This is a genomic window from Pseudoflavonifractor sp. An184, from assembly GCF_002160305.1.
Taxonomy (GTDB): domain Bacteria; phylum Bacillota; class Clostridia; order Oscillospirales; family Oscillospiraceae; genus Lawsonibacter; species Lawsonibacter pullicola.
The window spans coordinates 21,622-48,403 of sequence record NZ_NFKI01000026.1 but is presented as its reverse complement, the minus strand read 5'-3'; the positions used below and the strand labels follow the sequence as shown (position 1 = coordinate 48,403).

Here is a 26,782-nt window from a genome sequence, read left to right as displayed (position 1 = left end):
AAAACACCCGCTTTCCAGGCGAAAAGCGGGTGTTTTCTTTGCTTTTTGCAACTATTTTTGATGGTTCGAATTTCGGCTTTTGCCTTTGACCACATAACCAGCCACAGACAGGAAAAAGACGGGCCTCCGAGGGCATTTTGCCTTCGGAGGCCCGTTTGTGCAATACGTCAGTATCGCTTGGTCAACCTGCTATATTTTCCGGTTTCATACGGTTTTTTCCAGCGACGATCTCTGCCTTCATTTCCCGGATCAGTTCTGCCAGCTTTTTCTCACACTCGGCTTCCGTTTTCGCGTAGACGTTCCGGGCCATGCGCTGGCCGTTGACGATGGGGGAGTAGCGGCCCTCCCACAGGTGGTCATTGATTTGGCTAACGCATCCGGTGCCTGGTTTGCGCCGCTGTCCCTTGTGGGCTTGGAAGGTGCTGGGGGCTGGTTTCTGGGGTGCCGCTTCCCGCCTGGGTTTCGGTTCGGCTCTCCCGATTCCTTGGTCGATCTTGTCCGCCGCGTTCTGCCGCATGGCGTCAGTGATGTGAGCGTATGTGTTCAGGGTCGTGGCCAATGATGGTGCTCAGGGTCTTGATATCCATCCCATGCTCCAGAGAGGCTGTGGCGAAGGTATGCCTTAAATCGTGGAAGCGGAGTCTCTTGCACTCCGCCCGATCCAACACGGTCTGGAGCCTTTTTCTTACCGCGGCGGGGTCCATGGGGGCGTCCTCCTTAACTGACGAGGGGAACATCCAACGGGAGCGGACAGTTTGCTTGTAGCTTTGGAGCACATTCAGAACCGGGGCGGGGAGAAGCACGGTCCGGTTGCCCGCCTTGGTTTTGGGCGGAGACACTACCAGTTCGCCCTTTACCCGGTGTACCTGCCGTTCTACCCGCAGCGCCCCGGTGCGGAAGTTCAGGTCATCCCAATGGAGCGCCAGGATCTCGTCCCGGCGCAGGCCGGTGGCCAACTCCAGCAGCAGAAGCTCGTAGCAGCCGTCTTCCTTGGCCTGAATCAGCAGGCGCTGGATCTCCTCGGGAGTAAGTACCTTCATTTCTCTGGATTTTGCGGGCGGGAGTTTACAGCTGTCCGCAGGGTTGCGGAAGATCAGTTTCTCCTCCACTGCCTTGTTCAGTGCGGCGTGGAGAGTGGTGTGGATGCCCCGGATGGTCTGGTCGGACAGGCCCTCGCCATAGAGCTCGGTGCGAAGCAGCCTGCCGTTTTTCTTGAGATCGGTGTAGAATCCCTGAATGTCCCCGGTGGTCAGCTTGTCTAACTGGAACTGTCCCAGATCGGGGATGATATGCCTCACCGGGCACCGTTGACCACGCCATTATGTGGACATGGGGGTGATCCCCCTCGTCGTGGTAGGCGGCGTACCAGCGGAAATGATTCGGCGGGATATTCATGGCGGCGGCGATGTCGTTGCAATTTGCCCGGAGCAAGTTCCTCCACGCCCTGGCGTTGTCATAGCCAAGACGGGCCGCGTCCTCCCGTTTCAGGGAGATGATGTGCGTCCACACGTTGCCGGTGTACTGATCCAACTCCCGCATGGCCTGTTCCAAATCCACAGCATCTTCATCATCAAATAGCCCGTGATCTCCCAGCCGCTCTGCTCTGGGGCGGGTGGCAATGTACTTCATGTAGCCCTCTGACTGTTGGATCTCCGGCCAGTTTTCCTCCAATGCTCGGGCGATAAAAGCCGAGGCATGAGCCTTGGTGGGTTTGGTTTCGTAGTCAAAATACTCGTCCAACTTTTTGGAGGAAGGGAAATCCTTCACCAGTTTTCTAATCAACTGCTCCTGTTTTCTGGTGGGAGGACGATTATCCGGGAGCAGTTCCACTCGCTCTCTGATTCCGATGTGCCGCATGTAGCCACTGACAGAGTTTCCTTCTCCGCACTTGAGATAAGGGCTTTTCAGGATCACCACATCCCGGCACACTTTGTAAAAGGTCCGCGCAAACAAGTGGCGCAGGTTGTGAGGAAACACCTTTGAGGGCGCTACCCCCGCCGCCTTGCACAGCCGCTTCATCTCGCCCCAAATCTGCCTTCTGGACAGGCCCTTTCCGCTTCTGGTTCGAAAAATTTCGCCGGAGGCGGTTTTTTGCGCTTTGGCGTACTTTTTCAGCTTCCGGCACAGCCTGCCGGGCAGCAGAATCGTCCGCAGCTTCCCCTTCAGGGAAATCTCCGCCTTCCCGGAGTTCGCCGCCTCCACGGTGATATACTTCACCTCGCTCACCCGGACGCCGGTGGAGCAGATGGTCTCCAGCAGCAGGGCCAGCCGCTCCCGCCCCAGCCCGTGGGCGGCGTCCAGAAGCCGCTGGTACTCCTCCCGGGTGAGCTCCCGCCGGTCGTCCCGGAACAGCCTGCGCTGAATTTTCAGGGACTTGATTTTACAGTCTTCCCAGCCCAGAAAGGTGAAAAACTGATTTACCGCCGCCACCATGGAATTGACGGTGACGGGGGCGTATCCCCGCTCCAGCAGACTGTCCCGCCAGGCCGCCGCCCCGTCCCGGGTGACCTCCGCTCCGCGCAGCCAGGCGGACGCCGCGGATACGTCCCGAATGTATTTTTCAATGGTGCCGGGGGCGCGCTCCTGCTCCCGCAGCTGCCGGGCAAAGGCGGCCAGCTCCGTGCTCGTGATGCTCCGTTTGTCCATGTAATTTCCCTCCAACGGTCAAAGTGATTCTTATTTTGCCCATGTAGAGAAAAAATACTGAAAGCGAAACACATAATTTTTCCGGCCTGCGCCTCGGACGCGGCGGCTCTGATGTACGGGCGCGGTCCTCCTGGGACCGTTGGAAGCCGCGGAAACTGCGGCGCGAGCCGGTCCTTCCGCCGGATTTGGATTTGTATTCTTGCGGATGTTATGGTAAAATCGGAAGGCAAAAATTTGACATGGAGTGCTCCGGCTTCCAAGGGACGCGCCCGCCCGGAGTGTCCGGGGGAATGCCCCCCGAATGACCAAAATTGAGAAAATCCTCATAATTGAGCGCTTTGCTTGCCTCAATTATGGGCAGTTCCCGGCCGCCTGGGAGAATTCCGGGCCTGCAATGGGCCTGGGACTCCTCTGGGGCGGGCAAGACGGCTGGTCTGAAGTTGGTATGAAATTTGCACGCTATGGAAAGCAGAACGCCAAGGCGGCCACACGGTAAACGCTGCTTGCGGCAGGCCGCGGCAAAGAAAAATGGAGGGATTCCCTATGAAATTTGGACTGTTAAAGGATATTAAGCCGGGCGAGTACCGCACCATCGTGACTCCCGCGGAAGTGGAGGCCATTGCGCGCGACGGCCACGAGGTCTATGTGCAGCGGGGCGCGGGCGCGGGCGCCGGGTTCGCGGACGAGCAGTACGCTCAGGAGGGCGCCAAGCTGGTGGACACCATGGAGGAGATCTATGGGACCTGCGACTTTGTCACCAAGGTGAAGGAGCTGGAGCCCTGTGAATTCCCCCTGCTGCGGGAGAATCAGATTGTGCTCACCTGCATCCACCCCGCCGCCCACCCCCAGGAGGTGCAGGCGCTGCTGGACAGCAAGTGCATCGCGTTTACCGCCGAGGACGCCCACCGGTACGGCTCCCCCAACTGCGAGGCGGCCGGCAAGCTGGGGGCGCTGATGGGGCTGGACTCCCTGCTGTCCATCCATGGAGGAAAAGGAAAATTTGTCAGTGGACTGGGCGGAGCGCCCGGCGTCAAGGCCCTGGTCATCGGCGGCGGCACCGTGGGCCGGGCCTGTGTGTCCGTGCTCCACGCCCTGGGGGCCTGGGTGACGGTTATGGATATCAACATCGGCACGCTGCGGGATATCGGCAAGCAGTTCAACGAGGAGGTCAACACCCAGATCTCCAACCGCTACAACTTGAAAAAGCTGCTGCCGGAGATCGATGTGGTCTATAACTGCGTGCGCTGGCCCAAGGACGCCACCGAGTTTATGATCGACCGGGAGATGGTCCGCTCCATGGAGAAGGGCTCCGTCATTGTGGACATCAGCAACGACGTGGGGGCCATCGAAACTTTCCATGAGACCACCCATGACGATCCCCGCTACATTGAGGAGGGCGTGGTCCACTACTGTGTCAGCAACATCCCCGGCGCCATCGCCCAGTCCACCTCCATCGCCTACGCGGCCTCCATGCTGCCCCATTTCCGCTCCATCCTCAACAACGGGGTGGCCGCCGCCTGCGCCAAGGACGGCTTCCTCCGCCGCAGCCTCACCGCCTACCGGGGCTATCTGACCCACGAGGAGACCAGCGCCATCCAGAACCGGCCCTGGATTCGTCCGGAGGACATTCTGGGAATCGCCGGGGAGAAGCTGGACCCGGCTCCCGCCGCCACCGGCACCAAGTCCAGCAACTTTATCCAACTCTGATCCTGTGCCCCTCCGGCGGGTCCTCCGCCGGAGGGGATGGGGGAACTTTAGGAGGAACTCAAGTGACTGTCAACGATTTTCTGCTCGATTTTGCCATTGCCTCTCTCTTTATTATGGTGGGACAGCTGATCCGGGCCAAGGTGGGCCTGGTTCAGAAGTTCTTTGTCCCCGCCAGCATGATTGCCGGCTTTATCGCCCTGGCCCTGGGCAACCAGGGTCTGAATATCCTGCCCTTCTCCGGTTCCATCGGGGACTACCCCGGCGCTCTGATCATCCTGATCTTTGCCGCCGTGGGCATGAACGGCTTCTCCTTCTCCAAGAAGGAGTTCAAGTCGGAGCTGGACCGGGTGGGCTCCTACTTCTCCTATAAAGTGCTGGCCCAGGCGATCCAGTTCGCCTTTGCGCCCCTGTTCGGGGTGCTGGTGATCTCCCGGCTGTTCCCGGAGATCAACTACGGCTTCGGATTCCTGCTGGCCTCCGGCTTCTCCGGCGGCCACGGCACCGCCGCCGCGGTGGGCTCTAAAATGGCGGAGCTGGGCTTCACCGACGCCACCGACATCGGCATGACCTGCGCCACGGTGGGAATCCTCTCGGGGATCTTCGGCGGGCTGTTCTTCATCAAGATCGGTACAAAGCGGGGCTGGACCAAGTATATCGAGAGCTTCCAGTACATCTCCGGCGACCTGAAGACCGGCCTGATCCGGGATGAGGACAAGCGCGGCTCCATGGGCAGGGAGACGGTGGCATCCGTGGTGCTGGACCCCCTGGCCTGGCACCTGGCCCTGCTGCTGGTGGCCTCCGGCGCCGGATTTTTGGCCAACGGCTGGATCAAAAACGCCACGGGGCTGGATCTGCCCAGTTATCTGCTGGCCTTTATCATCGCCATTGTCATGTTCCTGTGTTTTCAAAAGACGGGAGTGGGGCATTATATCGACAATACGGTGATCAGCCGTATTTCCGGCACAGCCACCGACTACCTGGTGTTTTTCGGCATCGCCTCCATCAAGATCTCCGTAATTGTGGAGTACGCCGTCCCTCTGCTGATGCTGTTGGTATTCGGCATGGTGCTGGTGGTGCTAACCCTCATGTACTTCGGCCCGGCCATGAACAAGGGCAGCTGGTTTGAGCGCTCCCTCTTTGTGTGGGGCTACTCCACCGGCGTATTTGCCATCGGCTTTATCCTGCTGCGCATTGTGGACCCGGAGAACAAGTCCAAGACCCTCAACGACACGGCCCTGACCGGCCCTCTCACCACCCCCTTCGAGATGTTCGCCTGGTCCATGGCCCCCGGCATGCTGCTCCACGGGCAGCACTGGCAGTTCATCGGGCTGTACCTGGTAATTTTCGCGGCCTGCATCGTCGTCAACCTGATCTTCAAGTGGTGGTGGATCAAGCTGCCTCTGAACCGCCCGGCGGAGGGGGAGCTGAAGTAATCTTGTGGTTCCGCGCTCCGTCTGATATGATAGGAGAAAACAGGTCCATCAGAAAGGCGGCGGGCGGCAATGAAGTTTTTGCAGGAGCTGTTTCACGGAAAGGGCTATATTGACGGAATCACCATCATCAACCTGGAGGGGGAGATTCTGTTCACCGCCAAGTTCAACAACAAGCTGGGCCAGGACCAGGGCTCAGAGGAGCTGGTGGGGAAGAATTTCCTGGACGTCTATGAGAACCTGACCCCACAGACCAGCACCACCATCAAGGCGATGGAGCGGGGCGCCCCGGCCTACGTGGAAAACCAGTTTCTAAAGACCAGGGGGCGGGACGGAATCACCATCACCTCCTTGTCCATCCCCATCAAATGCGGGGGGCGGATTGTGGGGGCCATCGACCTGTCCACCCAGGAGCCGGGCGTCCGTCCGGAGGCCACGGAGGGGCTGCTCCAGGTGGACGTCTCCGGCTATTTTCACGGGGACACCCGAAAAATGGCCATGCGGGACGCCGCCGTATTCACACTGGACGACCTGATTGCGGAGGACGCGGCCATGAAGCGGGTGCGGGACTATATTCCGGTGGCGGCGTCCTGCGACCTTCCGGTTATGATTTACGGGGAAACCGGCACCGGAAAGGAAGTGGTGGCGCAGGCCATTCACAATGCCAGCCGACGCAGCGCCAAGCCGTTCATTGCCCAGAACTGCGCCGCTCTGCCGGAGACCCTGCTGGAGAGCATCCTCTTCGGCACGGCCAAGGGGGCGTTCACCGGCGCGGAGGAAAACAAAGGGCTCTTTGAGCTGGCGGACGGCGGGACTCTCTTTTTGGACGAGATCAACGCCATGCCGGTCCAGCTTCAGTCCAAGCTGCTCCGGGTCCTTCAGGACGGACGCTTCCGCAGTCTGGGCGGGCGGCGGACCAAGTGCGTGGACGTGAAGGTCATCGCCGCCATCAATGTGGACCCCCTCCAGGCCATCCGCAGCGGCCAGCTGCGCCAGGACATCTACTACCGCCTGAGCATGATGTCCATCCGCATCCCGCCCCTGCGGGAGCGCAAGGGGGATATTCGTCCCTTCATCAATCTATATGTCAACAAGCATAACGCAACCTTCCACAAGCACATTCAGTATATTTCCGGGGAGCTGGCGGAGTGGATGGAGGCATACGACTGGCCCGGAAATGTGCGGGAGCTGGAGCACCGGATCGTATCGGCCATGAGCCGGGTGGAGCCCTCCTCCCAGGTTCTGGGCCTGGAGGCTCTGGAGGAGCTTCCCGCGTCCGGCGCCCAGCCGCCCTTCCCCCTGGCGGAGGAGGGGGCGCGGCCGGAGTCCATCCCAACCCTCCGCCCCCTGCGCCAGGCGGTGCAGGAATATGAGCGCGGGCTGATTCAAAGGGCGCTGGGGGCAGCGGGCGGGAACGTCTCCCGGGCCGCCCAGCTTCTGGACATTCCGAGGCAGACGCTCTGCCGGAGGATTCAGGAATACGGCCTGCGGCCCGGAGGCCGCCGGAGCTCCTAGGCCATGTTTGAAACATGTCAATATGCCCAAACGGCGGGTCTTTTTCCGCCATACTGCGTTGATTTTCCTTGCAATACACAAAGTGTTGCCGCGTCAAATCGCCTGGTCTGGCGAAAAGATTCCTTGCCGTTGGACACATTTCCAATTTTCAAACAGGGCCTGGCGTGTGAGGCTCGCCGGAGGGTTGCGCCGGTTAGGAGAGCTGCCATGAAACAAGAATCGGTCAAAAATGTGCTGCTGCTGTTGGCGGGCGCATTTGTGTACAGTGTTGGAACCCAGTACTTTATCGTCCCGGCACAGATTGCCCCCGGCGGAGCCGTAGGTATCGCCCTGATGATCAATCACCTGACCAGCCTGCCCATCGGTACGCTGACCCTGCTGATCAATCTGCCCCTGCTGGTGCTGGCCTGGTTTTACCTCAGCCACCGGTTCACGGTCCGCACGGCGGTCGCCACGGTGCTGGTGAGCGTGGTCCTGGACTTTTTGGTCACCCCCATCTGTCCCATGTACGGCGGGGACCGGCTGCTGAGCAGCGTGTACGGCGGCATTGTGGTGGGCGTCGGCATGGCCCTGATCTTTCAGGCCGGCTTCACCACCGGCGGCACCGACATCGCCGGGTATCTGCTCCAGAAGAAATTTCCCCACTACTCCATTGGACACGCCCTGATGATCATTGAGGGGATCATCCTCCTGATGTCCATTTTTGTCTTTCAGGACGTGGACGCCGGTCTGTTTGGCCTGATCAGCGTTTACGTGCAGACCAAGGTCATCGACATGATCCTCTACGGCAGCGACGCGGGCAGCCAGGCGGTCATTATTACCCAGCATCCACAGAAGATTTCCCAGCGGGTGATCCAGGAGCTGGAGCGCACGACCACCGTGCTCCCGGCCAGAGGGGCGTACAGCGGGAGCCCCACCAATGTGGTGCTGTGCACGGTGCGCAAGTCGGAATTTGTCCGGCTGAAGCGCATCATCGGCCAGTGCGATCCCAACGCCTTTGTCATGGTCAATGAGACGACGGAGGTGCTGGGACTGGGCTTCAAGGGCTTTGCGGAGGCCATTTAATCCGGCCCGGGCCTGCGGAGAAAGATATATTTGAGGACTCCCTCTGGGGAGGACCGGAACGGACTGAGCGCCGGACGGGAAGATTGATCTTTCCGTCCGGCGCTCAGTTTGTGGAAAAACCTGCGCAGAATCAGATCCGCCTGAGACAGGGCGGGGGGCTCGGGGGACAGCGGCCCATGCCGACATCCATTTTTACATACATTTTACAAAAATTTGACAGGGAGAGGAGCGCGGGCCGGTCCCCGCTCTGCTATACTGTCATAATAGGTTGTTGCGCCCCTGAGAAAAATTTCAGGGCGCCACCCCGAATATCCGGCGGAGGCTCCGTATTCTTCTGCTGGAGGGGGATGGAGGGATAGGGTATGGTAGGCACGGAACACAGCATCGTGGGACAGGTGTACGCGGCGAAGACGGACCCGGAGGCGGCGGACGCCCTGATCGGGCAGTACATGGGGTTCATCCGCAGCGAGACGGTAAAATTCATCCACGCCGCCCCGGAGGACGGACACGAGGACGAGCTGAGCATCGCCATGCTGGCTTTTTACGAGGCGGTCCTGAGCTATGAGAAGCACCGGGGGGCCTTTCTCCCCTACGCGGCCCGGGCCATCAAAAACCGGCTCATCGACCACTACCGGACCGAGCGCCGCCACGGGAATGTGATCTCCCTCCACGCGCCCGCCGGGGGCGACGAGGAGAGCGGGCATCTGCTGGACGCCCTGCCGGACCACCGGGACGAGATCGGCGCCTATGAGCAGCGCACCGCCAGCCAGGCGGAGATCCAGGAGTTCGGCGCCCAGCTGGCCCGGTTCGGGCTCTCCTTCTCCGATGTGGCGGACAACTGCCCACGCCAGGACCGGACGCTGGCCGCCTGCCGCCGGGTGCTGGACTACGCCCGGGCGAACCCGGAGCTGCTGAACAAGGTGGCGGAGACCGGAAAGCTGCCCATGAACGAACTGGCCCTTGGCTCGGGTACGGAGCGGAAGACCCTGGAGCGGCACCGGAAGTACCTGGTGGCCATTTTGCTGGCCTTCACCAACGGATATGAAATCATTCGGGGGCACCTGTGTCAAATCGGCCCCGGGAGAGGAGGGGAACGGAAATGAAGTATCTGGTCATGGAGACCCACCCCGCCTACGCGGTGGTGCTGGACGAGGAGGGCCGGTTCCTCAAGGCGGCCAACCTGCAATACCGGGTGGGCGACACCGTCCAGCACATCGTGGAGCTCCGGCAGGCGAGGCCCAGGGCCCCCGCCCTGTGGAAGCCCCTGTCCGGGCTGGCCGCCGCGGCCGCCTGCCTCTGCCTGGTGTTCTTTGGGTACTACCAGCCCAACTACACCGCCTACGGCACCCTGCGCATCCAGATCAACCCGGACGTGGAGATGACCGTCAGCCGCACCGACCGGGTGCTGGACCTGGAGGGGCTCAACGCCGACGGCGAGGATCTGATCGAGGGGTACGACTATCGGGGCAAGGACCGGGAGACCGCCGCCGGCGAGCTGGTGGAGCGGGCCATCGACATGGGCTATCTCTCCGATGGGGACACCATCTCCATCACCGTCAGCAGCTCGGACGCGGACTGGCAGGCCCGGGAGGAGGCCCAGGTCCAGGCTCAGCTGGAGGAGCGGTACGGCGCGGCCATCGTCATTCAGCTGGGCGGCGCGGCAGATCAGACGCAGCCCGCCGGCTCTCCGGAGGAGCCGGCGGAGGTGGTGGTGCCGGTCACGCCCCAGGTCCCCGAGCAGACCCCGGGGACGGCGGCGGACCCCAGCGCCGGTTCCGGCGGGCAGGAGGACACGGACTACGGCCCCGGTGCGGATGGGATCACCGACTACGATGACACAGATTACGGCCCCAACGCCGACGGGGTCACCGACTACGCGGACACCGACTACGGCCCCAACGCCGACGGGGTCACCGACTATGCGGACACGGACTACGGCCCCAACGCGGACGGGGTGACCGACTACGACGACACGGACTACGGCCCCAACGCGGACGGGGTCACCGACTACGCGGACACGGACTACGGCCCCAATGCGGACGGAATCACCGACTACACGGAACCGTCCTCCGGCCCCTACTATGACGGCGTGACCGACTATGAGGACCGGGAGGACGACGGCGGGGATGACGATGACGATGACGACCGCGATGATGACGGCGAAAACGACGATGATGGGGACGATGACGACTGACAGAAAAAATAAAAAGTTTTTTCCAGCGACCCCGGTTTTTCCCTCCGGCCCCCGTATTCTTCGGATGTAAAACAAAGAGAGACGGGAAATTCCCGGCGCGCCGTGTGCGGAGCCATCCCTGGCCCGGAACCGGCAGCTCATACAGACATGACAAATTTAAGGAGATGAATGTTATGAAAACGAACTTCACCGCCAAGCTGTTTGGACTGACCCTGGTGACCGCCCTGACCCTGACCACTCTGACCGCCTGTGGGAACGGCGGAGCGGCGGCCTCCTCCGGAACCGCCTCCGGGTCCGCCCTCCAGAGCGGGGACGGCGGCAGCGTGGGCACCGTGCTGCTCAGCGTCAACCCGGAGATCGAGATGGACTACGACAAGGTGGGCAATGTGGTGGCCCTCACCGGCCTCAATGAGGACGGAAAAGCGGTGCTGGCCTCCTACACCGGCTATGAGGGAAAGCCCTGCGCCACCGTGGTGGGGGAGCTGGTGGATGAGATCAACGCCGGGGGCTACTTTGACGCCACCATCGACGGGCACGAGAAGAACATCGTGCTCAAGCTGGAGCGGGGCTCCGCCTACCCCAATGACCAGTTCCTGAACGAGCTGGCCGAGGCCGTCCGCCTGGTGGTGGAGGCCGACCAGATCGGCTCCCAGACCGTGGCCCTGGACAGCGACGACTACGACGATACCTACGGGGACAAGGGCTACATCAACGCCGCCGCCGCCCAGAATATCCTCTCCACTCAGCTGGGCCGGGATGACATCCAGTTTGTGGAGAAGGAGTACGACCTGGACGACGGGGAGTACGAGGTGGAGTTTGTCATGGACGGCGTGGAGTACGAGTACGAGGTGAACGCCGTCACCGGCAAGGTCACCGAGATGGACGCCGAATACCAGGACTACGACGACACCGACTACGGTCCCTATGGGGACGGCGTCACCGACTACAATGCCTCTGCCGGGACCGCTGTCCCCGCCGCCAACTATGACGACACCGATTACGGCCCCAACGCGGACGGGGTGACCGACTATGACGACACGGACTACGGCCCCAACGCCGACGGGGTGACCGACTACGACGACACGGACTATGGCCCCAACGCCGACGGGGTGACCGACTACGACGACACGGACTACGGCCCCAACGCCGACGGGGTCACCGACTACGATGACACCGACTACGGCCCCAACAACGACGGCGTCACTGACTACGACGACACCGACTACGGTCCCAACGCGGACGGGGTGACCGACTATGACGACACGGACTACGGCCCGAATGCGGACGGCGTCACCGATTACGATGACGACGACTGGTACGGGGACCCCACCGGCTCCGACTACCCCAGTGACAGCGACGACTGGGACGATGATGACGACGACGATTGGGACGACGATGACGACGACGATGACTGGGACGACTGAGCCCGCCCCAATGCGCCACGAGCTCAAGCACCAGATCTCTCCCCCGGAGGATCTGGTGCTCTCCGGGCGGCTGCGCCGCCTGTTTCCCCACGATAAGCACGCGGGGGCGGACGGCTCCTACCGGGTGACCAGCCTGTATTTGGACACCCCCTATGACGCCGCCCTCCGGGAGAAGCTGGACGGGGTGGACCGCCGGGAGAAGTTCCGCCTGCGGTACTACGGAGATGATCCCAACTGGCTGAAGCTGGAGAAGAAGTTCAAGGTGAACGGCCTGTGCGGCAAGCGCTCCGCCCGCCTCTCCCGGGAGGAGGGGGAGCGGCTGCTGGCCGGAGAGCCGGACTTCCTTCTGGAGCGGGAGGAGCCCCTGCTGGCCGAGCTGTACCACAAGCTGCGGGGGAGCCTCCTGGCCCCCCGGACGGCGGTCTGCTACGACCGGGAGGCATTTCTGTACGCCCCCGGCAATGTGCGCATCACCCTGGACCGGGAGGTCCGCACCGGGCTGAGCCCGCTGGATTTTTTCCGCCCGGAGCGGTTCTTCCTCAAGCCCCTCTCCGGCCTCACGGTGCTGGAGGTCAAGTACGACGCCTTTCTGCCCGATCTGGTGCGTATGGCCGTCCAGATCCCCAACCGCAGGGCGGCCGCCTGTTCCAAGTACGCCCTGTGCCGCCGGTACGACTAAATTAAGGTAAGGAGTGGCCTTCCCATGACCACCTTTCAGGACATCTTCAAATCCAGCTTTCTGGAGCGGCTGGACAGCGTCTCCCTGCTGGACACCGCTCTGGCCCTTGTGCTGGCCTTTCTTCTGGGGCTGTTCATCTTCCTGGTGTACAAGAGAAGTTACAGCGGGGTCATGTACTCCCCCAGCTTCGGGGTGACTCTCATCGCCCTCACCCTCATCACCACCCTGCTCATTCTGGCGGTGACCAGCAACATCGTCCTCTCCCTGGGCATGGTGGGCGCCCTGTCCATCGTCCGGTTCCGCACCGCCATCAAGGAGCCCATGGACATCGCCTTCCTGTTCTGGTCCATCGCGGCGGGCATCGTGCTGGCGGCGGGACTCATCCCCCTGGCGGTGCTGGGGAGCCTCTTTGTGGGGGCGGTGCTGCTGGTGTTCTCCCGGCAGAAGAACGGGGAGTCCCCCTATATTCTGGTGGTGCGCTGCGCCTCCCCCCGGGAGGAGGAGCAGGTCCGCGCCCTGGTGGAGGCCCGGGTGCGCCGCCTGAACCTGAAGAGCAAGGCGGTCTCCCCGGGGGAGATCGAGCTGAACTTCGAGGTGCGCCTGCGGGAGGCGGACACCGGCTTCGTCAACGAGCTGGGGGCCATGTCGGGGGTGGACCACGTGGTCCTGGTCTCCTACAACGGGGACTACATGGGCTGAGACCATGATCCGCCACAGACAGATCGACCGGCTGTGCGCCCTGGCCATGGTACTGGCCCTGGTCCTCACCGGCCTGCTCTTCTTCGGGGAGGCCCTGGGCCTCCAGCCCGCCTCCGCCGCCCCGGAATATGCATACCGCCTGTTCGATGACAGCCGGGTCCACACCGTGGACATTCAGGCGGAGGACTGGGCGCAGTTTATCGCGGAGGCGCCGGAGGAGGAGTACATCCCCTGTACGGTGTCCGTGGACGGGGAGGAGTTCCGCCAGGTGGGCCTGCGGGCCAAGGGGAACAACTCCCTGCGGCTGACGGAGGAGTACGGCCTTGCCCGGCACAGCCTGAAGCTGGAGTTTGACCACTATGTGGACGGGGGAAATTACCACGGCCTGGACAAATTCTCCCTGGACGCCTCCTTTCAGGACAACAGCTATCTGAAAACCTATCTGGTCTACGACATGATGGAGTACATGGGGGTGCCCGCCCCCCTGCGGAGCTTCGTGTGGGTGACGGTGAACGGCTCCCCCTGGGGGCTGTTCCTGGCCATTGAGGAGCCAGAGGAGGCCTTTGCCCGGCGGAATTTCGGGGCGGACCACGGGCAGCTCTACAAGCCGGACTACACCTCCCTGAACGCCGAGAACGCCGACGTGGCCCTGCGCTATGCGGGCGGCGGCCCGGAGCGCTATCCCAACATTTTCGACAACGCCAAGTTCGATGTGGACGGGGCGGACCAGGCCCGGCTCATCCAGGCCCTGAAGACTCTGGCCTCCGGGGAGGACCTGGAGACGGCGGTGAATGTGGACGAGGTGCTGCGGTACTTTGTGGTGCAGGTGTTCGTGATGAACTGGGACAGCTATCTGGGTCACACGGGCCACAACTACTTCCTCTATGAGGAGGACGGGGTGCTCTCCATCCTGCCCTGGGACTACAATCTGGCCTTCGGCACCTACGCCCTGGGGATGACCGACCCCATCCGGGACCCCGACGTGCTCCTCAACTGGCCCATCAACACCCCCGCCCGGGGAGAGACCATGCTGGAGCGGCCCCTCTACCACAACCTGATGAAGAACGACGAATATTTTGCCCGGTACCACGCCTATTTCGGCCAGTTCCTGGCGGAGTACCTGGAGAGCGGACGGTGTGAGGCGGTCATCCGGGAGACGCAGGCCCTCATCGCCCCCTATGTGGAGGCCGACCCCACTGCCTTCTGCTCCTATGAGGACCACCTGCTGGCGGTGGATACCCTGCTGGAGGTGTGCCGCCTGCGCTCCGAAAGCGTCCGGGGACAGCTGGAGGGGACCTTCCCCTCCACCCTGGCCCAGCGGGCGGAGCACCCGGACGCAGGGGTGGACGCCTCCCATGTGGACCTGCGGGCCCTGGGGGACTTTGAGGACCTGGAGCGCGCGGAGGGGCGGCAGGACGCCGCGCTGGCCGCCGCGGCGGGGGGCGCGGCGCGGGAAGAAATGTAAAAAAAGGGGAAAGATATAAGGCACAGTTGGAAAAATCGTATAATTTGTGAACAAACTTTGCTTCTTTTATGAATTTTAGCACTCTCCGCTTGACAGTGCTAATTCAACGTGCTATAACATAGTTGTTCCAAGAGAGAGGGGCCGGATGAGAAGATGCGGCTCCCCCCGCAGGGCAAGAAATAAGTGCGAAGAATGGAGGAATGACTTATGTTGCCCAGCATGTTTGGTGAAAGTTTGTTTGATGATTTCTTTGACGATGACTTTATGCGCTTCCCCGTGTGGGGCGGCCGCAATCCTCTGTATGGCAAGCACGCCAAGAACCTGATGAAGACCGACGTGCGGGAGACCGAGAACACCTATGAGGTGGACATCGACCTGCCCGGCTTCAAGAAGGACGAGATCGACGTGGACCTGAAGGACGGCTACCTGACCATCAGCGCCTCCAAGGGCCTGGACAAGGACCAGAAGGACAAGGAGGGCAAGTATATCCGTCAGGAGCGCTACGCCGGCGCCATGAGCCGGAGCTTCTACGTGGGCGATATCCAGCCCGAGCAGATCTCGGCCAAGTACGAGGACGGCATCCTGAAGATCTCCCTGCCCAAGCAGGAGAAGAAGGAGCTGCCCAAGAGCACGACCATCGCCATCGGCTGATAACCAAGCTGAAATTCCCGAGCCGCCTGCGGCCCGGGATTTTTTTGTCTGTACGAGGCCTCCCGCCGAGTAGGCGGAGAAAACGACCGGCTGTCCCGAAAGTGTGGACGGGGGCGGAAAAGGCGGGTATACTGGGGCCAAGGAAATCAGGAGGGGAGGGAGCGCCGTGGAGGTGGAGATCCGACTGGAGCCCGGGCGGAAGGAGCCCCGGGCGGTGATTTACGCCGGGGCGGACACCCCGGAGCTGCAAGAGCTGGCCCAGCGCCTGTCCGGGGTGTTCCTGGGGCCGGTGCCCGCCTTCCGGGGGGAGCGGGCGGTGCTGCTGGAGCCGGGGGAGGTCTACCGCTTCTACACCGACGGCAAGGGGGTGTCCGCCCAGACGGAGGCCGGGGTCTACGCCGTCCGCCTGCGGCTGTATGAGCTGGAGGAGCGGCTGGTCCGCCGGGGGTTTCTCCGGGTGTCCCACTCGGAGCTGGTGAACAGCCGGAAGATCACGGCCCTGGACCTGTCCCTCACGGGGACCATCCGCATGACCCTGGGGGACGGGGCGGCGGTGTGCTATGTGTCCCGGCGGTATGTGAAGCGCATCAAGCAGGCGCTGTTGGGAGAGGAGGGGGCCCTGTGAACGAGAGGAGAACGGGGGTGCTGCTGGCCGCCCTGGGTGGGCTGGCCGGCCTGCTGCTGGGGGCGGTCCTGTGGGGGCCCCTGCTGGGAGAGGGCGGGGCGGGACAGCCCCTGGTCCTGGCACTGGGGCAGGGGGGAGCGGGAGTTGTGCTCCTGGCCCTGTGCGCCGCCCTGGGGGCCACGGTGGGGACGGCGGCCCTCCCCTTTGCCGGGGAGGGCCCCGCGCTAGTGGTCCGGTCCCTGGCCCACTTCGCCCTCACCGCCCTGGAGGTGCTACTCCTGCTGCGGCTGTGCTTCCAGGTGAAGCGCCCGGACTATCTGGCGGGCTGGCTGGGCATCCTGGCCCTGCTGTACCTGCTGGTGTGGCTGGGGCGGTATGTGGGCTGGTACTGGGAGGTGGCCGACCTGCGCCGCCGCCTGGGCCTCTCCCCGGGGCCCAGCCCCTTGAAATGGCGGGAGACGCTGCCCTATCTGCCCCTGCTGGCCCTCATCTGTGTGGCGGCCCCCCTGCTGGCCCGGTGGGTGGATGGGACCTTTGTGGTGGATGTGCCCGTCTTTTCCGGGCTGCTGTTCCCCTTTGCAGTGCTGCCGGCGGCGGGGTTCTGCTCCGGCTTCTCCCTGGGGCGGAGGGCGGGCTTCTGTCCCCTGTACCCCCTGGCGGGGGGGCTCCTCTATGTCCCGGTGGCCCTGATCGCCTACAACCATACGGCCCTGTTCCACAGCCTGCTGTTCGCCCTCCCGGCCCTGGCGGGAAACGCCGCGGGCGGGGCGTGGAGACGGGTCAAACGGAAATAAAAGGAAAACCGGCCCCGGACCATTTTTGTGGTCCGGGGCCGGCTGCGTTTTTCAGGACACCGTCCGGGTGGCGGGGGCGTCGTAGAGGATGTCCTCGGGGATGCTCCCGTCCGGATTGCGGTAGCCGTCATAGGTGGTCTCCGTATCCGACAGGTATTCCCCATAGGTGGGGGCGATGTGGGTCTCATCCAGGGCACCCAACTCCCGGAGCAGGGCCAGGGTGTGGGAGGCGTTGGGGGTGAGGGTGATATACCAGTCATAGCTCACCATCTCCGAGGCGGCCCGGTCCCCGGTTCCGGGGGTGGAGGCGGTCTGGGGTACCTCCACAGTGAAGTGCAGGTCGGTGACGCAGGTGTTGTCCAGCCGCGCCTGGCTGTTGTCCAGCAGATAACGAATTCCAATGGTGCCCTCGGCGAAGTCCTGCTTCACCGCGTCATACAGCGCCTGGGTGGAGCCGTCAATGTATACCGTCTCATAGCCCTGGGTTCGGGTGTTCCACACCGAATCCAGATAGGCCTCCACCAGGCGGCCCTGCTCCACGGTTTCAAAATCGTACATCTCCGCCACAAGCTCCCGGTCGGACAAAAGTTGATTGGCCAAATTGGCAAAGGTGCCCTCGGTCCCCAGATCGTCCTCACGGAGGGGCAGATTGTTATAGACCCGCTCCATCACCCGGCCGTCGGCCAGGGTATAGGTCAGATGAACATACAGGTATCCGTCTGTGTTCTGGCCGTCGTACTGCTGGTCCTCCATCTGGACGGCCATCTGGTGGAACTGAATGACCCGCTGGATATTCTCCGGGGTGGTTAAGGTTATGCTGCTGTCGGCACCGTCGTAGGGGGCGGAGGACAGGCCGTAGATCTCTATCGACTCCACCTGGTCCGATGCGGGCACCCGGTCCTCATAGCCGTACCAGTCCAGGCTCACGCTCAGGCACAGGAGCAGCATCACCGCCCCCAGGGCCACGCTCCCCTTCCAGGCATTCAGGACCCGGAAGGATTTTTTCAACAGCATTTCTGCCGCAAAGCAGCCAACCACGCCCCAGAAGACCACCCAGAAGGTGAGGGCGGTGGTACTGTCCTGCATGAGAAGAGAGGAGGTCCATACCCCGCCGGTGAGACCGGCACACAGGGCGAAGCCGTACCGGAACACAGGACGGACCACCTTCACGGCCACCACGTCTCCGGCGGACTCCACATGCCGCACCCGGTATACCAGCAGGGCGGCCGCGGCAAAGACCAGCCCGGCGGCGGCATAAATCGCCGTGGTGGAGGGTGCCGCCAAAACCGGACCTGCATCTACATAGTGGTCAATGTGGAGGGCATCGGCCAGACTCAGCCAGGGGGTCAGCCAGGCTACCGCCTCCCACAGGGCGCTGGGGAAGCGCTGGAAGCCGAACAGAAACGCATAGCACACGTTTTCCGCCAGGCTGGTGAGAGCATACGCCAGAAAGTTCAGAATGCCGTAAAACAGGGGAAGGGCCACCAGATTGCCGGTAAACATGGCGCAGAACACGGCGAAGGAGTAGAAGAACAGGCACATCCCGCTTTGGCACAGCAGCCACTGAGTCAGGGGCCACAGCCCCAGACACCCCAGGGCGGCCTCCACCGCCACCGTCAGGGCGTACACCGCCAGGTGGGGCAGCAGCAGGAAGGACAGCCCGGCCAGGTAGTGGGAGACAAACAGAGTCTCTCTCCGAAGAGGAAGGGCGTGCATGGTACAGGCCGACCGGCTGGAGTACAGATAGGCAAACACAGCCATGGCGCAGATGACGCCCGCCACCGCCGCGGACATGGAGCCAAAGACCAGAAGGGAAGGCGGCGTTTCCTGGGCCATCATGAACAGATAGTCGGCCATGCTGGTGGCGCCGGGATTCCGGCCCTGAAGGGCGGTGGTCAGAAGAGGCATGGGAATCAGCAGCAGCCACTGTATCCCGTAGATAGCCCAGATGGGCCAGAACCGGAAAAACGCCTTCCGGTACAGGGTGCCGTTAAAGAACGATGTCCCGGACCGCATAGTCCTCACCTCCCAGCTCATAAATAAAGATCTCCTCCAACGACAGGGGCAGGGCCTCCAGGAACAGGGGGTCCAGGGCGGCCACCCGGCCCTTGATCTCCTCCGGGCTGCCCCGGACGATGAGGGTGTGCACCCGGCCCACCTGGGTCACGTGGAGCACGTTCAGCTCCTCCGGCAGCCTGGGCAGCTCCCCGTCCCGGAAGGCCACCTGCAATTTCAGGATGTTGTCCTGGAGATCGGTGAGAGAGCGCTCCAGCAGGACCTTGCCGTGGGAGAGAATGCCCACGTGGTCGCACACGTCCTCCAGCTCCCGCAGGTTGTGGGAGGACACCAGCACGGTGGTCCCCCGCTGGGCCACGTCCCCCATGAGCAGGGACCACACCTGCCGCCGCATCACCGGGTCCAGGCCGTCCACCGGCTCATCCAGCACCATGATGTCCGGCATGCAGCACAGGGACAGCCAGAAGGCGGACTGCTTCTGCATGCCCTTGGACAGCCTCCGGATGGGCTGCGCCTCGTCCACGGCAGGGAAGGCGTCCCGCAGGGCCTGGTACCGCTTGTCGTCAAACTGGGGATACAGCCCCCGGTAGAACCGCATCATGTCCCGGGTGGAGGCGGACAGAAAGTAGTAGAGGTCGTCGGGAATCCAGGCCATGCGGCCCTTCACCGCCGGATTTTCATACACCGGCTGGCCGTCCACCAGAATGGAGCCCGAGTCGGGCCGGTACACCCCCATGATATGCCGCAGGATGGTGGACTTGCCCGCTCCGTTGGGGCCCACCAGGCCGTAAATGGAGCCCCCCTCCACCGACATGGTCAGGCCGTCCAGGGCCCGGAACCCGTCGAAGGTTTTTACCACGTTGTTGACTTGGATCACGCCGTTTCTCCTCCTTCCAGCCGGTGCACCCGCTCCACCAGCGTCTCTCCTCCCACGCCCAGGAACAGCAGCTCCGCCGCCACCGCGTCAAAGCGGCCCAGCAGCTCCTCCTTCCGCCCCTGGTCCACCCCCGTGTGGGGGGCGGCGAAGGAGCCCTTCCCCGGCACGGAGTACAGATAGCCCTCCGCCTCCAGGGACTCGTAGGCCCGCTGAATGGTGTTGGGGTTGATGGCCAGGCGGCTGGCCAGGGACCGCACCGAGGGCAGCTTCTCCCCCTCCTGAATGGCCCCGGTGACCATCAGGCGGCGCAGGCCGTCCCGCACCTGCTCATAGATGGGCCGGGCGTCCCGATAGTCCAGATTCAGCATGCGCTTCCTCCTTTCCGCTTATATCTGATATCTGTATGAACTGTATTAGTACACTGAGTATATGCCGGGGAGGAAGGAAAATCAATTAAGAACCTCTTAAGATTTTATGAAGGCGGGGTATTTCACCGCCGTTCTTCTGTGTAGGGGCGGCTATCAGCCGCCTGTAAGCCTTCCCCCGCAAAAGCCTTCCCCCTGGGGGGAAGGTGGCTGGCCGAAGGCCAGACGGATGAGGGGGCGATGAGGGAACAGCCTTTTTCCGGGCGTAGGGCGCGACGACCTCGGCGCGCCGTATTGCAGGGAATTCCGCCGTCTGCGGACGGCGGGTTACTTTGCCCGCGGCGGCAAAGTAACCAAAACGCCGCCGGGGGACGCCGCAGAGGCGAACTTTGTTCGCCAATGACGGCTTTCCCCCGGGCCCCCTTTACGGGGGGCGCTCCTGTCTCGCATTAAAGCCCTTCCGGCGCGCAAAATCTGAGTGAGTGTCTAAATTCCCGCCGGGCCACTGGGCCCTGGCCGAGTGGAAAATTGTGACTGGCGCGGTTCCGCCGCCGCGCCTGGCTTTGCCGAGCAGGCGTGGACTGGTGCAAATCCCGGCGGGAGGCCCAAGGGCCTCCCCTACGCAAACCCCAAACCGCTACGTTTTTATCGTAGGGGAGGGGCTTGTCCCTCCCGCCGGTTTCCCGAAATCCGCCGTAGGGGCGGCCTTTGGCCGCCCGCTTCGGAGGTTACAGGACCGTAGGGCGCGACGGCCTCGGCGCGCCGCGTACATCTGCGGGCCGGTCTGGGACCGGCCCCTACGGCGTTCACCGGACAGGTTTCCGTATTTTTGTAGGGGCGGCACACCGGGCCGCCCGTTTCCGGGCCGGCCAGTGTCCGGCCCCTACGGCATACCTGATACGTCCCCATTTTTTGTAGGGGCGGGTCCCAGACCCGCCTCCGCGCAAAAAAGCGGCCCCGCCTGGGGCCGCTTTCCGCATATTTACTGGGGCAGGTCGATGCGCACGCCGCACACCAGGATATAGTCCACCTGGCTGGGATCAATGACCCGGGGGGCATTGCTGCTCTCGGCATACTGAAACTTTCTCTCCACATAGGGCGGTCCCTGGTAGACGTCGTTGCTGACTCCGTCCTGACAGCCGGAGCCTCCTCCGTTCTTCGAGGGCTCCACGATGGCGCCGTCCTTCATCACCAGCGCGGTCTCTAGGGCGTCCCAGCAGATGAAGTCATTCCAGTAGGCATCCGCCCCGGAGCCGTCGTCCACGGTGATAGTGAAGCCGTCCACCTCGATGACCTCCTCTGTGCCGCTGGAGTCCACAGCAGGGGAATCCTCCAGGCGGTTGTGGTGATCGTAGCAGGAGCCGCCCTCAATGCGCACCAGGGTATTCAGGGGGGAGATCTCCACTTTTGTGAGGGTGGCGGTGCCGTCCAGATAGGGGACCTCCACATGGGGCTCCAGGCGGATGGTCTGGTCGGGGTAATCCAGCATCACATCCTCAAACACCCACTTGTGGTCCCGGATGGCCTCGGTGAGCGTGCCTCCTTCATGGAATACAAGGTCCCCATTCTCCCCCGTGGTCACCCAGCTCTCCGTGATGGGCTCGATGGTGATGTCCACCTGCTTTCCCCGCAGGTCCCCCGAGACGGCGTTGATCATAATGCAGAAGGAAATGCGGTTGTCTCCGGCGTCCTCGTCCGGCAGGGCAGTCAGGCTGGTCATCATTGCCGCGGAGACATCCTCGGGCAGTTCCGCCTGAAAGCTGGAGCTGATCCATCCTCCTTCCGGCGGGGTCAGGGCCGTCCCCTCCGGGGCGGTCACGTCCACCCACAGGTAGACGTTGGAATCGTCCCCGATACAGTCGGTGAGCTCCACGGTCCAGCCGTTGTAGGTCTCGCTGCGGTTTAACTGGTAGATGCCCTCCTCCAGAGTGCTCTGGTCCTCGGGGGTGCGGGCCTCGAAGTAGCCCATCAGGCCGCCCCCCACGGCGGCGGCCAGGGCCCCGGTGGTGAGGGCGGCCGCCACGGCCACCCCGATGATGAGGCGGTGGCTGGTGTGCCGGATGGCGCGTTTGGTGGAATCTTTCATGTTGTCCTCCTGTTCCGCCGCCTGACGCAGGCGGGCTGTCAGCTGTTCCTTTTCTTCCTGGGTAAAGAAGACGGGGTCGAAGGAATGTCTCAAATCACCCATGGTACACCTCCAATTCCGTCCGCAGGCGTTTTCTGGCCCGGCTCAGCCGCTGCCGGGCGGCGGCGTAGGAGCAGCCGCACATCCGGGCGGCCTCCTCCAGGCCGTAGCCCTCGCAGTAAAACAGATACACTAAGATGCGCTCCTTGGCGGGCAGCTCCGCCACCGCCTGCCACACCGCATGCTCCTCCCCCGGCGCCGGGGCGGCCACCCGCTCCGCCTCCTCTAATGGGGCGGTGCGGCGGAACCGGCTGCTTTTCAGGATGTCCTTGCAGGCATTGATGGCGCACCGCAGGATAAAGGCCCGCTCGTGGCCCGGGGTGTCAAAGGTCCGTGTTTCCTCCAGCAGGGTGAGAAAAATGTCCTGGCAGATGTCCTGGGCGTCCGAGCGGCCCAGGGAGTAGGCGGCGCACACCCGCAGGATGGGGTCGGCGTACTCCCGGACGAAGCGCTCCGCCTGGTCCGGCTGGCTCCATTCCGTCATGGCCTCATCCTCCTTTCACCGGGTATACGAATCAGCGGCCCGGATCGTGACAGACTTTTTCGGGAAATAATAAAGACGGCCCCGCAGAGGGGCCGCCGCTGTGGATGCGGTGTGCGGAAGGAGGGGGTCATGCACCGGCGGGCTGGTCCTCGGCAGTCCCCAGAACGTTTTGCGCCAGCTGGATGAACCGCTCGCCGAAGTGGGACAGGTACCGGTCCCGGCGGTAGCCAACCACCAGCTTGCAGATGGTGGAGGGGTCGGTGAGGGGGAAGAAGTCCAGGGGGTCGGAGGCGGAGCGGGAGGAGGTCACGTGGATGGTCTTCAAAAACAGCTCCGGGCAGATGGTGATGCCGATGCCCGCCTCCGCCATGGCCAGGGTGGTGATGGTGTTCTCGGTCTCCAGAATCAGCTTGGGCTTGAAGAAGTGGCGGCTGAAATACTGGTCCACCGTGCTGCGGGTGCGGTTGCCCCGCTTGATGAGGATGAAGGGCATGTGCTGGAAGGAGTCGATGTCCGCCCCGGAGGAGAACTGCTCCCGAATCTCGCCGGCCCGCTCCCCGAAGATCTCGTCGGTGAAGGACTTTGGGACCACCATCATCAGCTTCTCTTCGGTGAGGGGGACCACCTCCACCCCCTCCATCATAATGGGCTGGAAGCAGACGATCAGGTCCACCCGGCCGTGGGCCAGCTCGTCCTCCAGGTGGGTGGAGTTGCCCTCAAACAGGGAGAACTCCACCATGGGGAACTCCGCCTGGAACTGGGGCAGGATCTCCGGCAGGAGGGCCAGGCCGCAGGTGTGGGAGATGCCCACCCGGAGGACACCCATGTAGTGGCGGTTGATGTCGCCCACCTTGGCCAGAAACTGGCTGTGCAGGTCCAGGATCTGGGTGGCCGTCTCCACCAGCAGGTCGCCGGCGTAGGTGAGGGACAGCTTGGGGGAGCGGGTGAACAGCTTCACGTCCAGCTCCTTCTCCATGTTGCTGATGTGGTTGCTCAGGGACTGCTGGGAGATGAACAGGCGCTCCGCCGCCCGGGTGATGTTCAGCTCCTCGGCTACAAGCAGGAAATATTTCAGGTGCAGAAAATTCATAGATGCTCCTTCCGGCTTTTGAATGATATCCTTCATTTCCATTGGGATAAGCCCAGTATACCACAATGAAAAGGCTGTGGCAACCATCAGCAAAAATCTGCTGTTCGAATTGCCGATTTTATGCTTTAATAGTATTAAAACTAGGACGAATTGGAAAAAAGAGCGCGGTTCCGGTTTAAAATGTATGCTGTTTTTGACTGGGAAATCTTTGAAGCATGCAAAAGACGAATGGCATTGCGGGGACAACCCCGTGGACCATACCAGAAATTGTGAAATGAAGAGAAAGGAAGATGGATCGCCATGAAGTGTTTGATCATCGACGCCGTCCACAGCAGCATCGCCGAGGAGTTCAGCAAGTACATGCAGGTGGATACCCACATGCTGCCCACCCAGGAGGAGCTGGCCAAGCTGATCCCCGATTATGACGTGCTCATCATGCGGGTCGACCCCGCCATCAACAAGGAGATTCTGGACGCCGCCAAGAACCTGAAGGTCATCGGCGTGTGCTCCGTGGGCCTGAACCACATCGATCTGGACACCGCCAAGGAGAAGGGCATCCAGGTCATCAACGCCCCCGGCCTCAACGGCAACGCCGTGGCCGAGCTGACCATCGCCAAGATGCTGGACATCGCCCGCCACACCATTCCCGCCTGCTACGACGTGAAGGTGAACAAGACCTGGGACAAGTATAAGTTCGTGGGCTCCGAGCTGCGGGGCAAGACCCTGGGCGTTCTGGGCTTCGGCCGCATCGGCCAGCGCGTGGGCGAGCTGGCCCGCGCCTTCAAGATGGACGTGGTGGCCTATGACCCCTACCTGCCCGCCCATGTGTTTGAGGAGCAGCACGCCAAGAGCCTGTCCATCGACGAGGTGCTGAAGGTGTCCGACTATGTGACCATCCACATGCCCCTCACCGACGAGACCAGAAACCTGTTCAACGCCAAGTCCATCGCCGAGATGAAGGACGGCGCGGTGGTGCTGAACATGGCCCGCGGCGGCATCGTCAACGAGAAGGATATGTACGAGGCCCTGAAGTCCGGCAAGCTGGGCGGCTACGGCTCCGACGTTATGGAGAACGAGCTGGCTGCCGGCGGCCTGACCGAGGGCGCTGGCTTCGACTCCCCCCTGTTTGAGTGCGACAACTTCATCGTCACTCCCCACCTGGGCGCCCAGACCGTGGACGCCTCCCGGGATATCGGCGCCCACATCATCGCCAAGGTGAAAGAGGCCCTGGACCTGAAGTAAGCGTTTTCCTCCTTTTCTGGAAATCGAGCAGCAAAGGATTTTATATGAGCGGCAGCGGCCCGGCATTCGCAAGAGTGCCGGGCCTGCTGTTTCTTGGAAGGGCCGGATTCCCAGACGCGGTCCCTCGATTCTCCTTGTTCCGGCCGGAGTTTCCTGGTATACTAGAGAAAACGCGCTGCACGAGAGGAGGCGGGAGAGTGAACAAGACCGAACTGCTGGACCGCTGCGCCCGCAGCGGGGAGGAGCGGACCCTGCTGGCCCGGGTGCTGGACAAGCTGGAGCTGGCCCAGAACCGGGGCGTCCCCGCCCACACCCCCTTCCTGACCCCGGGGGAGCAGGCCTCCGCCGCCGATCTGCTTACCGCCTGGGGGAACCCCCGGTACGCCGCCTTCGGGGGCTATGAGGGCTCGGAGCGGAACATCCTCTATTTTCCCCCCGACTGGCAGGAGCCGGAGGACGCCCTCTCCGACCCGGAGGGCCCCCTGGCCGCCCTGGAGGGGACATTCCCAAACGGGGCCTCCCTCACCCACCGGGACATTCTGGGGTCCCTCATGGGCCTGGGCATCACCCGGGAGAAGCTGGGGGACATTTTGATGTTAGAGGGGAAGTGCCAGGTGGTCGCCCTGCGGGAGGCCCTGCCCATCCTCCTGAGCCAGTGGGAGTCCGCCGGCCGGTGGAAGGTGTCGGTGGGGGAGATCCCCCTCTCCGCCCTCACCCCCAGGCCCCCCACCGTCAAGACCCTCCGGGACACGGTGTCCGCCCTGCGGCTGGACGCGGTGCTGGCGGCGGGCTTCTCCACCTCCCGGTCCAAGGCGGCGGACCTCATCTCCGCCGGGCGGGTGTCCATCAACCACCGGGAGTGCATGAAGGGGGACCGGACGGTGAATGAGGGGGACGTGCTCACCTGCCGCGGCCTGGGCAAGTGCGTGGTGAAGGAGGTCCTGGGGGCCTCCAGAAAAGGACGGATCATGCTGGTGCTGGAGCGGTATCAATGACGAGAACAGGTGGTGCAGGATATGCCAAGCTATGAATACGAATTTGAGCGGCTGGAGCTCTCGGCCGGCGGGTACAGCTTGTTTGGCGGAGTGGGCATCCAGCTGGAGGGCCACCAGGAGCGGATCTGCCGCCGGGGCCGGGAGGGCTGGCGGTATGCGGGCTTTCTGCCTGTGGAGCAGCGGGCCACCGGCCACATCGAGGCCGTCGAACTGATCTTTGAGCGCCCCATCCCCAGAGGGACGGGACAGTAGGAGGAAGCTATGGAACAAGCAAAAATCGACCGGATCAACGCCCTGGCCCGGAAGGCCAAGACCCCGGAGGGGCTGACGGAGGAGGAGAAGCACGAGCGGGCCCTGCTCCGCCGGGAGTACCTGGACGCCGTGAAAGCCAACCTGGAGAGCCAGCTGGAGCACACCTACCTCCAGCGGCCCGACGGCACCCGGGTGCCCATGAAAAAGCGGAAAGACTGAGATTCTTAATCTTCCGCAGCATGTCAAAAAGCTCGTGAGAGCTTTTTAACACGCTGCCAAGCGTTTGAAACTTTCGAAAAAGTTTCAAACGTTGTTTGATTGCGCGTGAAAGAAAACCCTGATGGTTTTCTTTCACACTATCTTTCCTTCCGAGACCTGTCAC

Annotated in this window: 27 protein-coding genes; 18 read left to right on the top strand and 9 right to left on the bottom strand. The window is 62.8% G+C overall.

Going from position 1 to position 26,782, the window contains the following annotated elements; all coding sequences use genetic code 11:
- Positions 1–181: 181 nt before the first annotated feature.
- The 3 genes from B5F19_RS17500 to mobP3 are packed head-to-tail and all read right to left on the bottom strand — an operon-like array spanning position 182 to position 2,646.
- Complete coding sequence (locus B5F19_RS17500) at positions 182–559, bottom strand: hypothetical protein (protein ID WP_162612564.1); 378 nt, start codon at positions 557–559, stop codon at positions 182–184.
- Positions 522–1,040 (bottom strand): site-specific integrase, encoded by a 519-nt coding sequence (locus B5F19_RS17495; RefSeq protein WP_162612563.1) that lies wholly within the window; start codon positions 1,038–1,040, stop codon positions 522–524. The genes B5F19_RS17500 and B5F19_RS17495 overlap by 38 nt, the downstream gene beginning before the upstream one ends.
- Positions 1,041–1,065: 25 nt before the next feature.
- Positions 1,066–2,646, bottom strand: coding sequence for a MobP3 family relaxase (mobP3, locus tag B5F19_RS09980; protein ID WP_162612562.1), 1,581 nt, complete (start codon positions 2,644–2,646; stop codon positions 1,066–1,068).
- A 301-nt stretch (positions 2,647–2,947) separates the two neighbouring features.
- On the opposite strand from mobP3, the gene B5F19_RS09975 reads away from it, so the two are divergent.
- The 14 genes from B5F19_RS09975 (at position 2,948) to B5F19_RS09910 (ending at position 16,894) form a co-directional block, all read left to right on the top strand.
- Positions 2,948–3,142: a hypothetical protein gene (locus tag B5F19_RS09975; RefSeq protein WP_087290097.1), complete on the top strand. Its 195-nt coding sequence runs from the start codon at positions 2,948–2,950 to the stop codon at positions 3,140–3,142.
- Positions 3,143–3,189: 47 nt separating this feature from the next.
- The gene (locus tag B5F19_RS09970; RefSeq protein ID WP_087290095.1) at positions 3,190–4,353 is read left to right on the top strand and encodes an NAD(P)-dependent oxidoreductase; all 1,164 of its coding nucleotides are present in this window, start codon (positions 3,190–3,192) and stop codon (positions 4,351–4,353) included.
- Between the two features lie 62 nt (positions 4,354–4,415).
- Complete coding sequence (locus B5F19_RS09965; RefSeq protein WP_087290093.1) at positions 4,416–5,786, top strand: sodium/glutamate symporter; 1,371 nt, start codon at positions 4,416–4,418, stop codon at positions 5,784–5,786.
- A gap of 69 nt (positions 5,787–5,855) precedes the next feature.
- The gene (locus tag B5F19_RS09960) at positions 5,856–7,298 is read left to right on the top strand and encodes a sigma 54-interacting transcriptional regulator (protein WP_087290091.1); all 1,443 of its coding nucleotides are present in this window, start codon (positions 5,856–5,858) and stop codon (positions 7,296–7,298) included.
- A gap of 207 nt (positions 7,299–7,505) precedes the next feature.
- Positions 7,506–8,363, top strand: a complete 858-nt coding sequence (locus tag B5F19_RS09955) for a YitT family protein (RefSeq protein ID WP_087290089.1) — start codon at positions 7,506–7,508, stop codon at positions 8,361–8,363.
- A 362-nt stretch (positions 8,364–8,725) separates the two neighbouring features.
- On the top strand, positions 8,726–9,466 hold the full coding sequence (locus B5F19_RS09950) for a sigma factor (protein ID WP_087290087.1): 741 nt from the start codon (positions 8,726–8,728) through the stop codon (positions 9,464–9,466).
- Positions 9,463–10,557 carry a hypothetical protein gene (locus B5F19_RS09945; RefSeq protein WP_087290085.1) on the top strand — a complete coding sequence of 365 codons (1,095 nt, stop codon included), beginning with the start codon at positions 9,463–9,465 and terminating at the stop codon, positions 10,555–10,557. Before B5F19_RS09950 ends, B5F19_RS09945 begins: the two co-directional genes overlap by 4 nt.
- A gap of 173 nt (positions 10,558–10,730) precedes the next feature.
- Positions 10,731–11,981, top strand: a complete 1,251-nt coding sequence (locus B5F19_RS09940; protein WP_087290084.1) for a PepSY domain-containing protein — start codon at positions 10,731–10,733, stop codon at positions 11,979–11,981.
- Complete coding sequence (locus B5F19_RS09935) at positions 11,965–12,660, top strand: polyphosphate polymerase domain-containing protein (RefSeq protein ID WP_242972773.1); 696 nt, start codon at positions 11,965–11,967, stop codon at positions 12,658–12,660. Before B5F19_RS09940 ends, B5F19_RS09935 begins: the two co-directional genes overlap by 17 nt.
- A gap of 24 nt (positions 12,661–12,684) precedes the next feature.
- Positions 12,685–13,359 carry a DUF4956 domain-containing protein gene (locus B5F19_RS09930; RefSeq protein WP_087290080.1) on the top strand — a complete coding sequence of 225 codons (675 nt, stop codon included), beginning with the start codon at positions 12,685–12,687 and terminating at the stop codon, positions 13,357–13,359.
- A gap of 4 nt (positions 13,360–13,363) precedes the next feature.
- On the top strand, positions 13,364–14,824 hold the full coding sequence (locus B5F19_RS09925) for a CotH kinase family protein (protein ID WP_087290078.1): 1,461 nt from the start codon (positions 13,364–13,366) through the stop codon (positions 14,822–14,824).
- A 207-nt stretch (positions 14,825–15,031) separates the two neighbouring features.
- The gene (locus B5F19_RS09920) at positions 15,032–15,475 is read left to right on the top strand and encodes an Hsp20/alpha crystallin family protein (RefSeq protein WP_087290076.1); all 444 of its coding nucleotides are present in this window, start codon (positions 15,032–15,034) and stop codon (positions 15,473–15,475) included.
- Positions 15,476–15,641: 166 nt separating this feature from the next.
- Positions 15,642–16,100: a LytTR family DNA-binding domain-containing protein gene (locus tag B5F19_RS18265; RefSeq protein WP_087290074.1), complete on the top strand. Its 459-nt coding sequence runs from the start codon at positions 15,642–15,644 to the stop codon at positions 16,098–16,100.
- Positions 16,097–16,894 (top strand): hypothetical protein, encoded by a 798-nt coding sequence (locus B5F19_RS09910; protein WP_087290072.1) that lies wholly within the window; start codon positions 16,097–16,099, stop codon positions 16,892–16,894. The genes B5F19_RS18265 and B5F19_RS09910 overlap by 4 nt, the downstream gene beginning before the upstream one ends.
- A 51-nt stretch (positions 16,895–16,945) precedes the next feature.
- Here B5F19_RS09910 and B5F19_RS09905 read toward each other — a convergent pair whose 3' ends face one another.
- From B5F19_RS09905 to B5F19_RS09880, 6 genes are all read right to left on the bottom strand, one after another.
- Positions 16,946–18,931 carry a hypothetical protein gene (locus B5F19_RS09905; protein ID WP_140394206.1) on the bottom strand — a complete coding sequence of 662 codons (1,986 nt, stop codon included), beginning with the start codon at positions 18,929–18,931 and terminating at the stop codon, positions 16,946–16,948.
- Positions 18,885–19,787 carry an ABC transporter ATP-binding protein gene (locus tag B5F19_RS09900; protein ID WP_087290069.1) on the bottom strand — a complete coding sequence of 301 codons (903 nt, stop codon included), beginning with the start codon at positions 19,785–19,787 and terminating at the stop codon, positions 18,885–18,887. The genes B5F19_RS09905 and B5F19_RS09900 overlap by 47 nt, the downstream gene beginning before the upstream one ends.
- A complete protein-coding gene (locus B5F19_RS09895) occupies positions 19,784–20,155 on the bottom strand; it encodes a GntR family transcriptional regulator (RefSeq protein ID WP_087290067.1) in 372 nt (123 codons plus the stop codon). The genes B5F19_RS09900 and B5F19_RS09895 overlap by 4 nt, the downstream gene beginning before the upstream one ends.
- A 979-nt stretch (positions 20,156–21,134) precedes the next feature.
- Positions 21,135–22,340, bottom strand: a complete 1,206-nt coding sequence (locus B5F19_RS09890; RefSeq protein ID WP_087290066.1) for a hypothetical protein — start codon at positions 22,338–22,340, stop codon at positions 21,135–21,137.
- Complete coding sequence (locus B5F19_RS09885) at positions 22,333–22,821, bottom strand: sigma-70 family RNA polymerase sigma factor (protein WP_087290064.1); 489 nt, start codon at positions 22,819–22,821, stop codon at positions 22,333–22,335. Before B5F19_RS09885 ends, B5F19_RS09890 begins: the two co-directional genes overlap by 8 nt.
- A 127-nt stretch (positions 22,822–22,948) precedes the next feature.
- Positions 22,949–23,911, bottom strand: a complete 963-nt coding sequence (locus B5F19_RS09880) for a LysR family transcriptional regulator (RefSeq protein WP_162612561.1) — start codon at positions 23,909–23,911, stop codon at positions 22,949–22,951.
- Between the two features lie 300 nt (positions 23,912–24,211).
- Here B5F19_RS09880 and B5F19_RS09875 point away from each other — a divergent pair, with 300 nt between their 5' ends.
- The 4 genes from B5F19_RS09875 (at position 24,212) to B5F19_RS09860 (ending at position 26,619) form a co-directional block, all read left to right on the top strand.
- Positions 24,212–25,153 carry a D-2-hydroxyacid dehydrogenase gene (locus B5F19_RS09875; RefSeq protein WP_087290060.1) on the top strand — a complete coding sequence of 314 codons (942 nt, stop codon included), beginning with the start codon at positions 24,212–24,214 and terminating at the stop codon, positions 25,151–25,153.
- 197 nt (positions 25,154–25,350) lie between these two features.
- On the top strand, positions 25,351–26,148 hold the full coding sequence (locus B5F19_RS09870) for a YlmH/Sll1252 family protein (protein WP_087290058.1): 798 nt from the start codon (positions 25,351–25,353) through the stop codon (positions 26,146–26,148).
- A gap of 21 nt (positions 26,149–26,169) precedes the next feature.
- The gene (locus tag B5F19_RS09865) at positions 26,170–26,400 is read left to right on the top strand and encodes a DUF4177 domain-containing protein (RefSeq protein ID WP_087290056.1); all 231 of its coding nucleotides are present in this window, start codon (positions 26,170–26,172) and stop codon (positions 26,398–26,400) included.
- Positions 26,401–26,409: 9 nt separating this feature from the next.
- Entirely contained in the window at positions 26,410–26,619 is a 210-nt protein-coding gene (locus B5F19_RS09860) for a DUF896 domain-containing protein (protein ID WP_087290054.1), read from the top strand.
- The last annotated feature ends 163 nt before the right edge of the window (positions 26,620–26,782 follow it).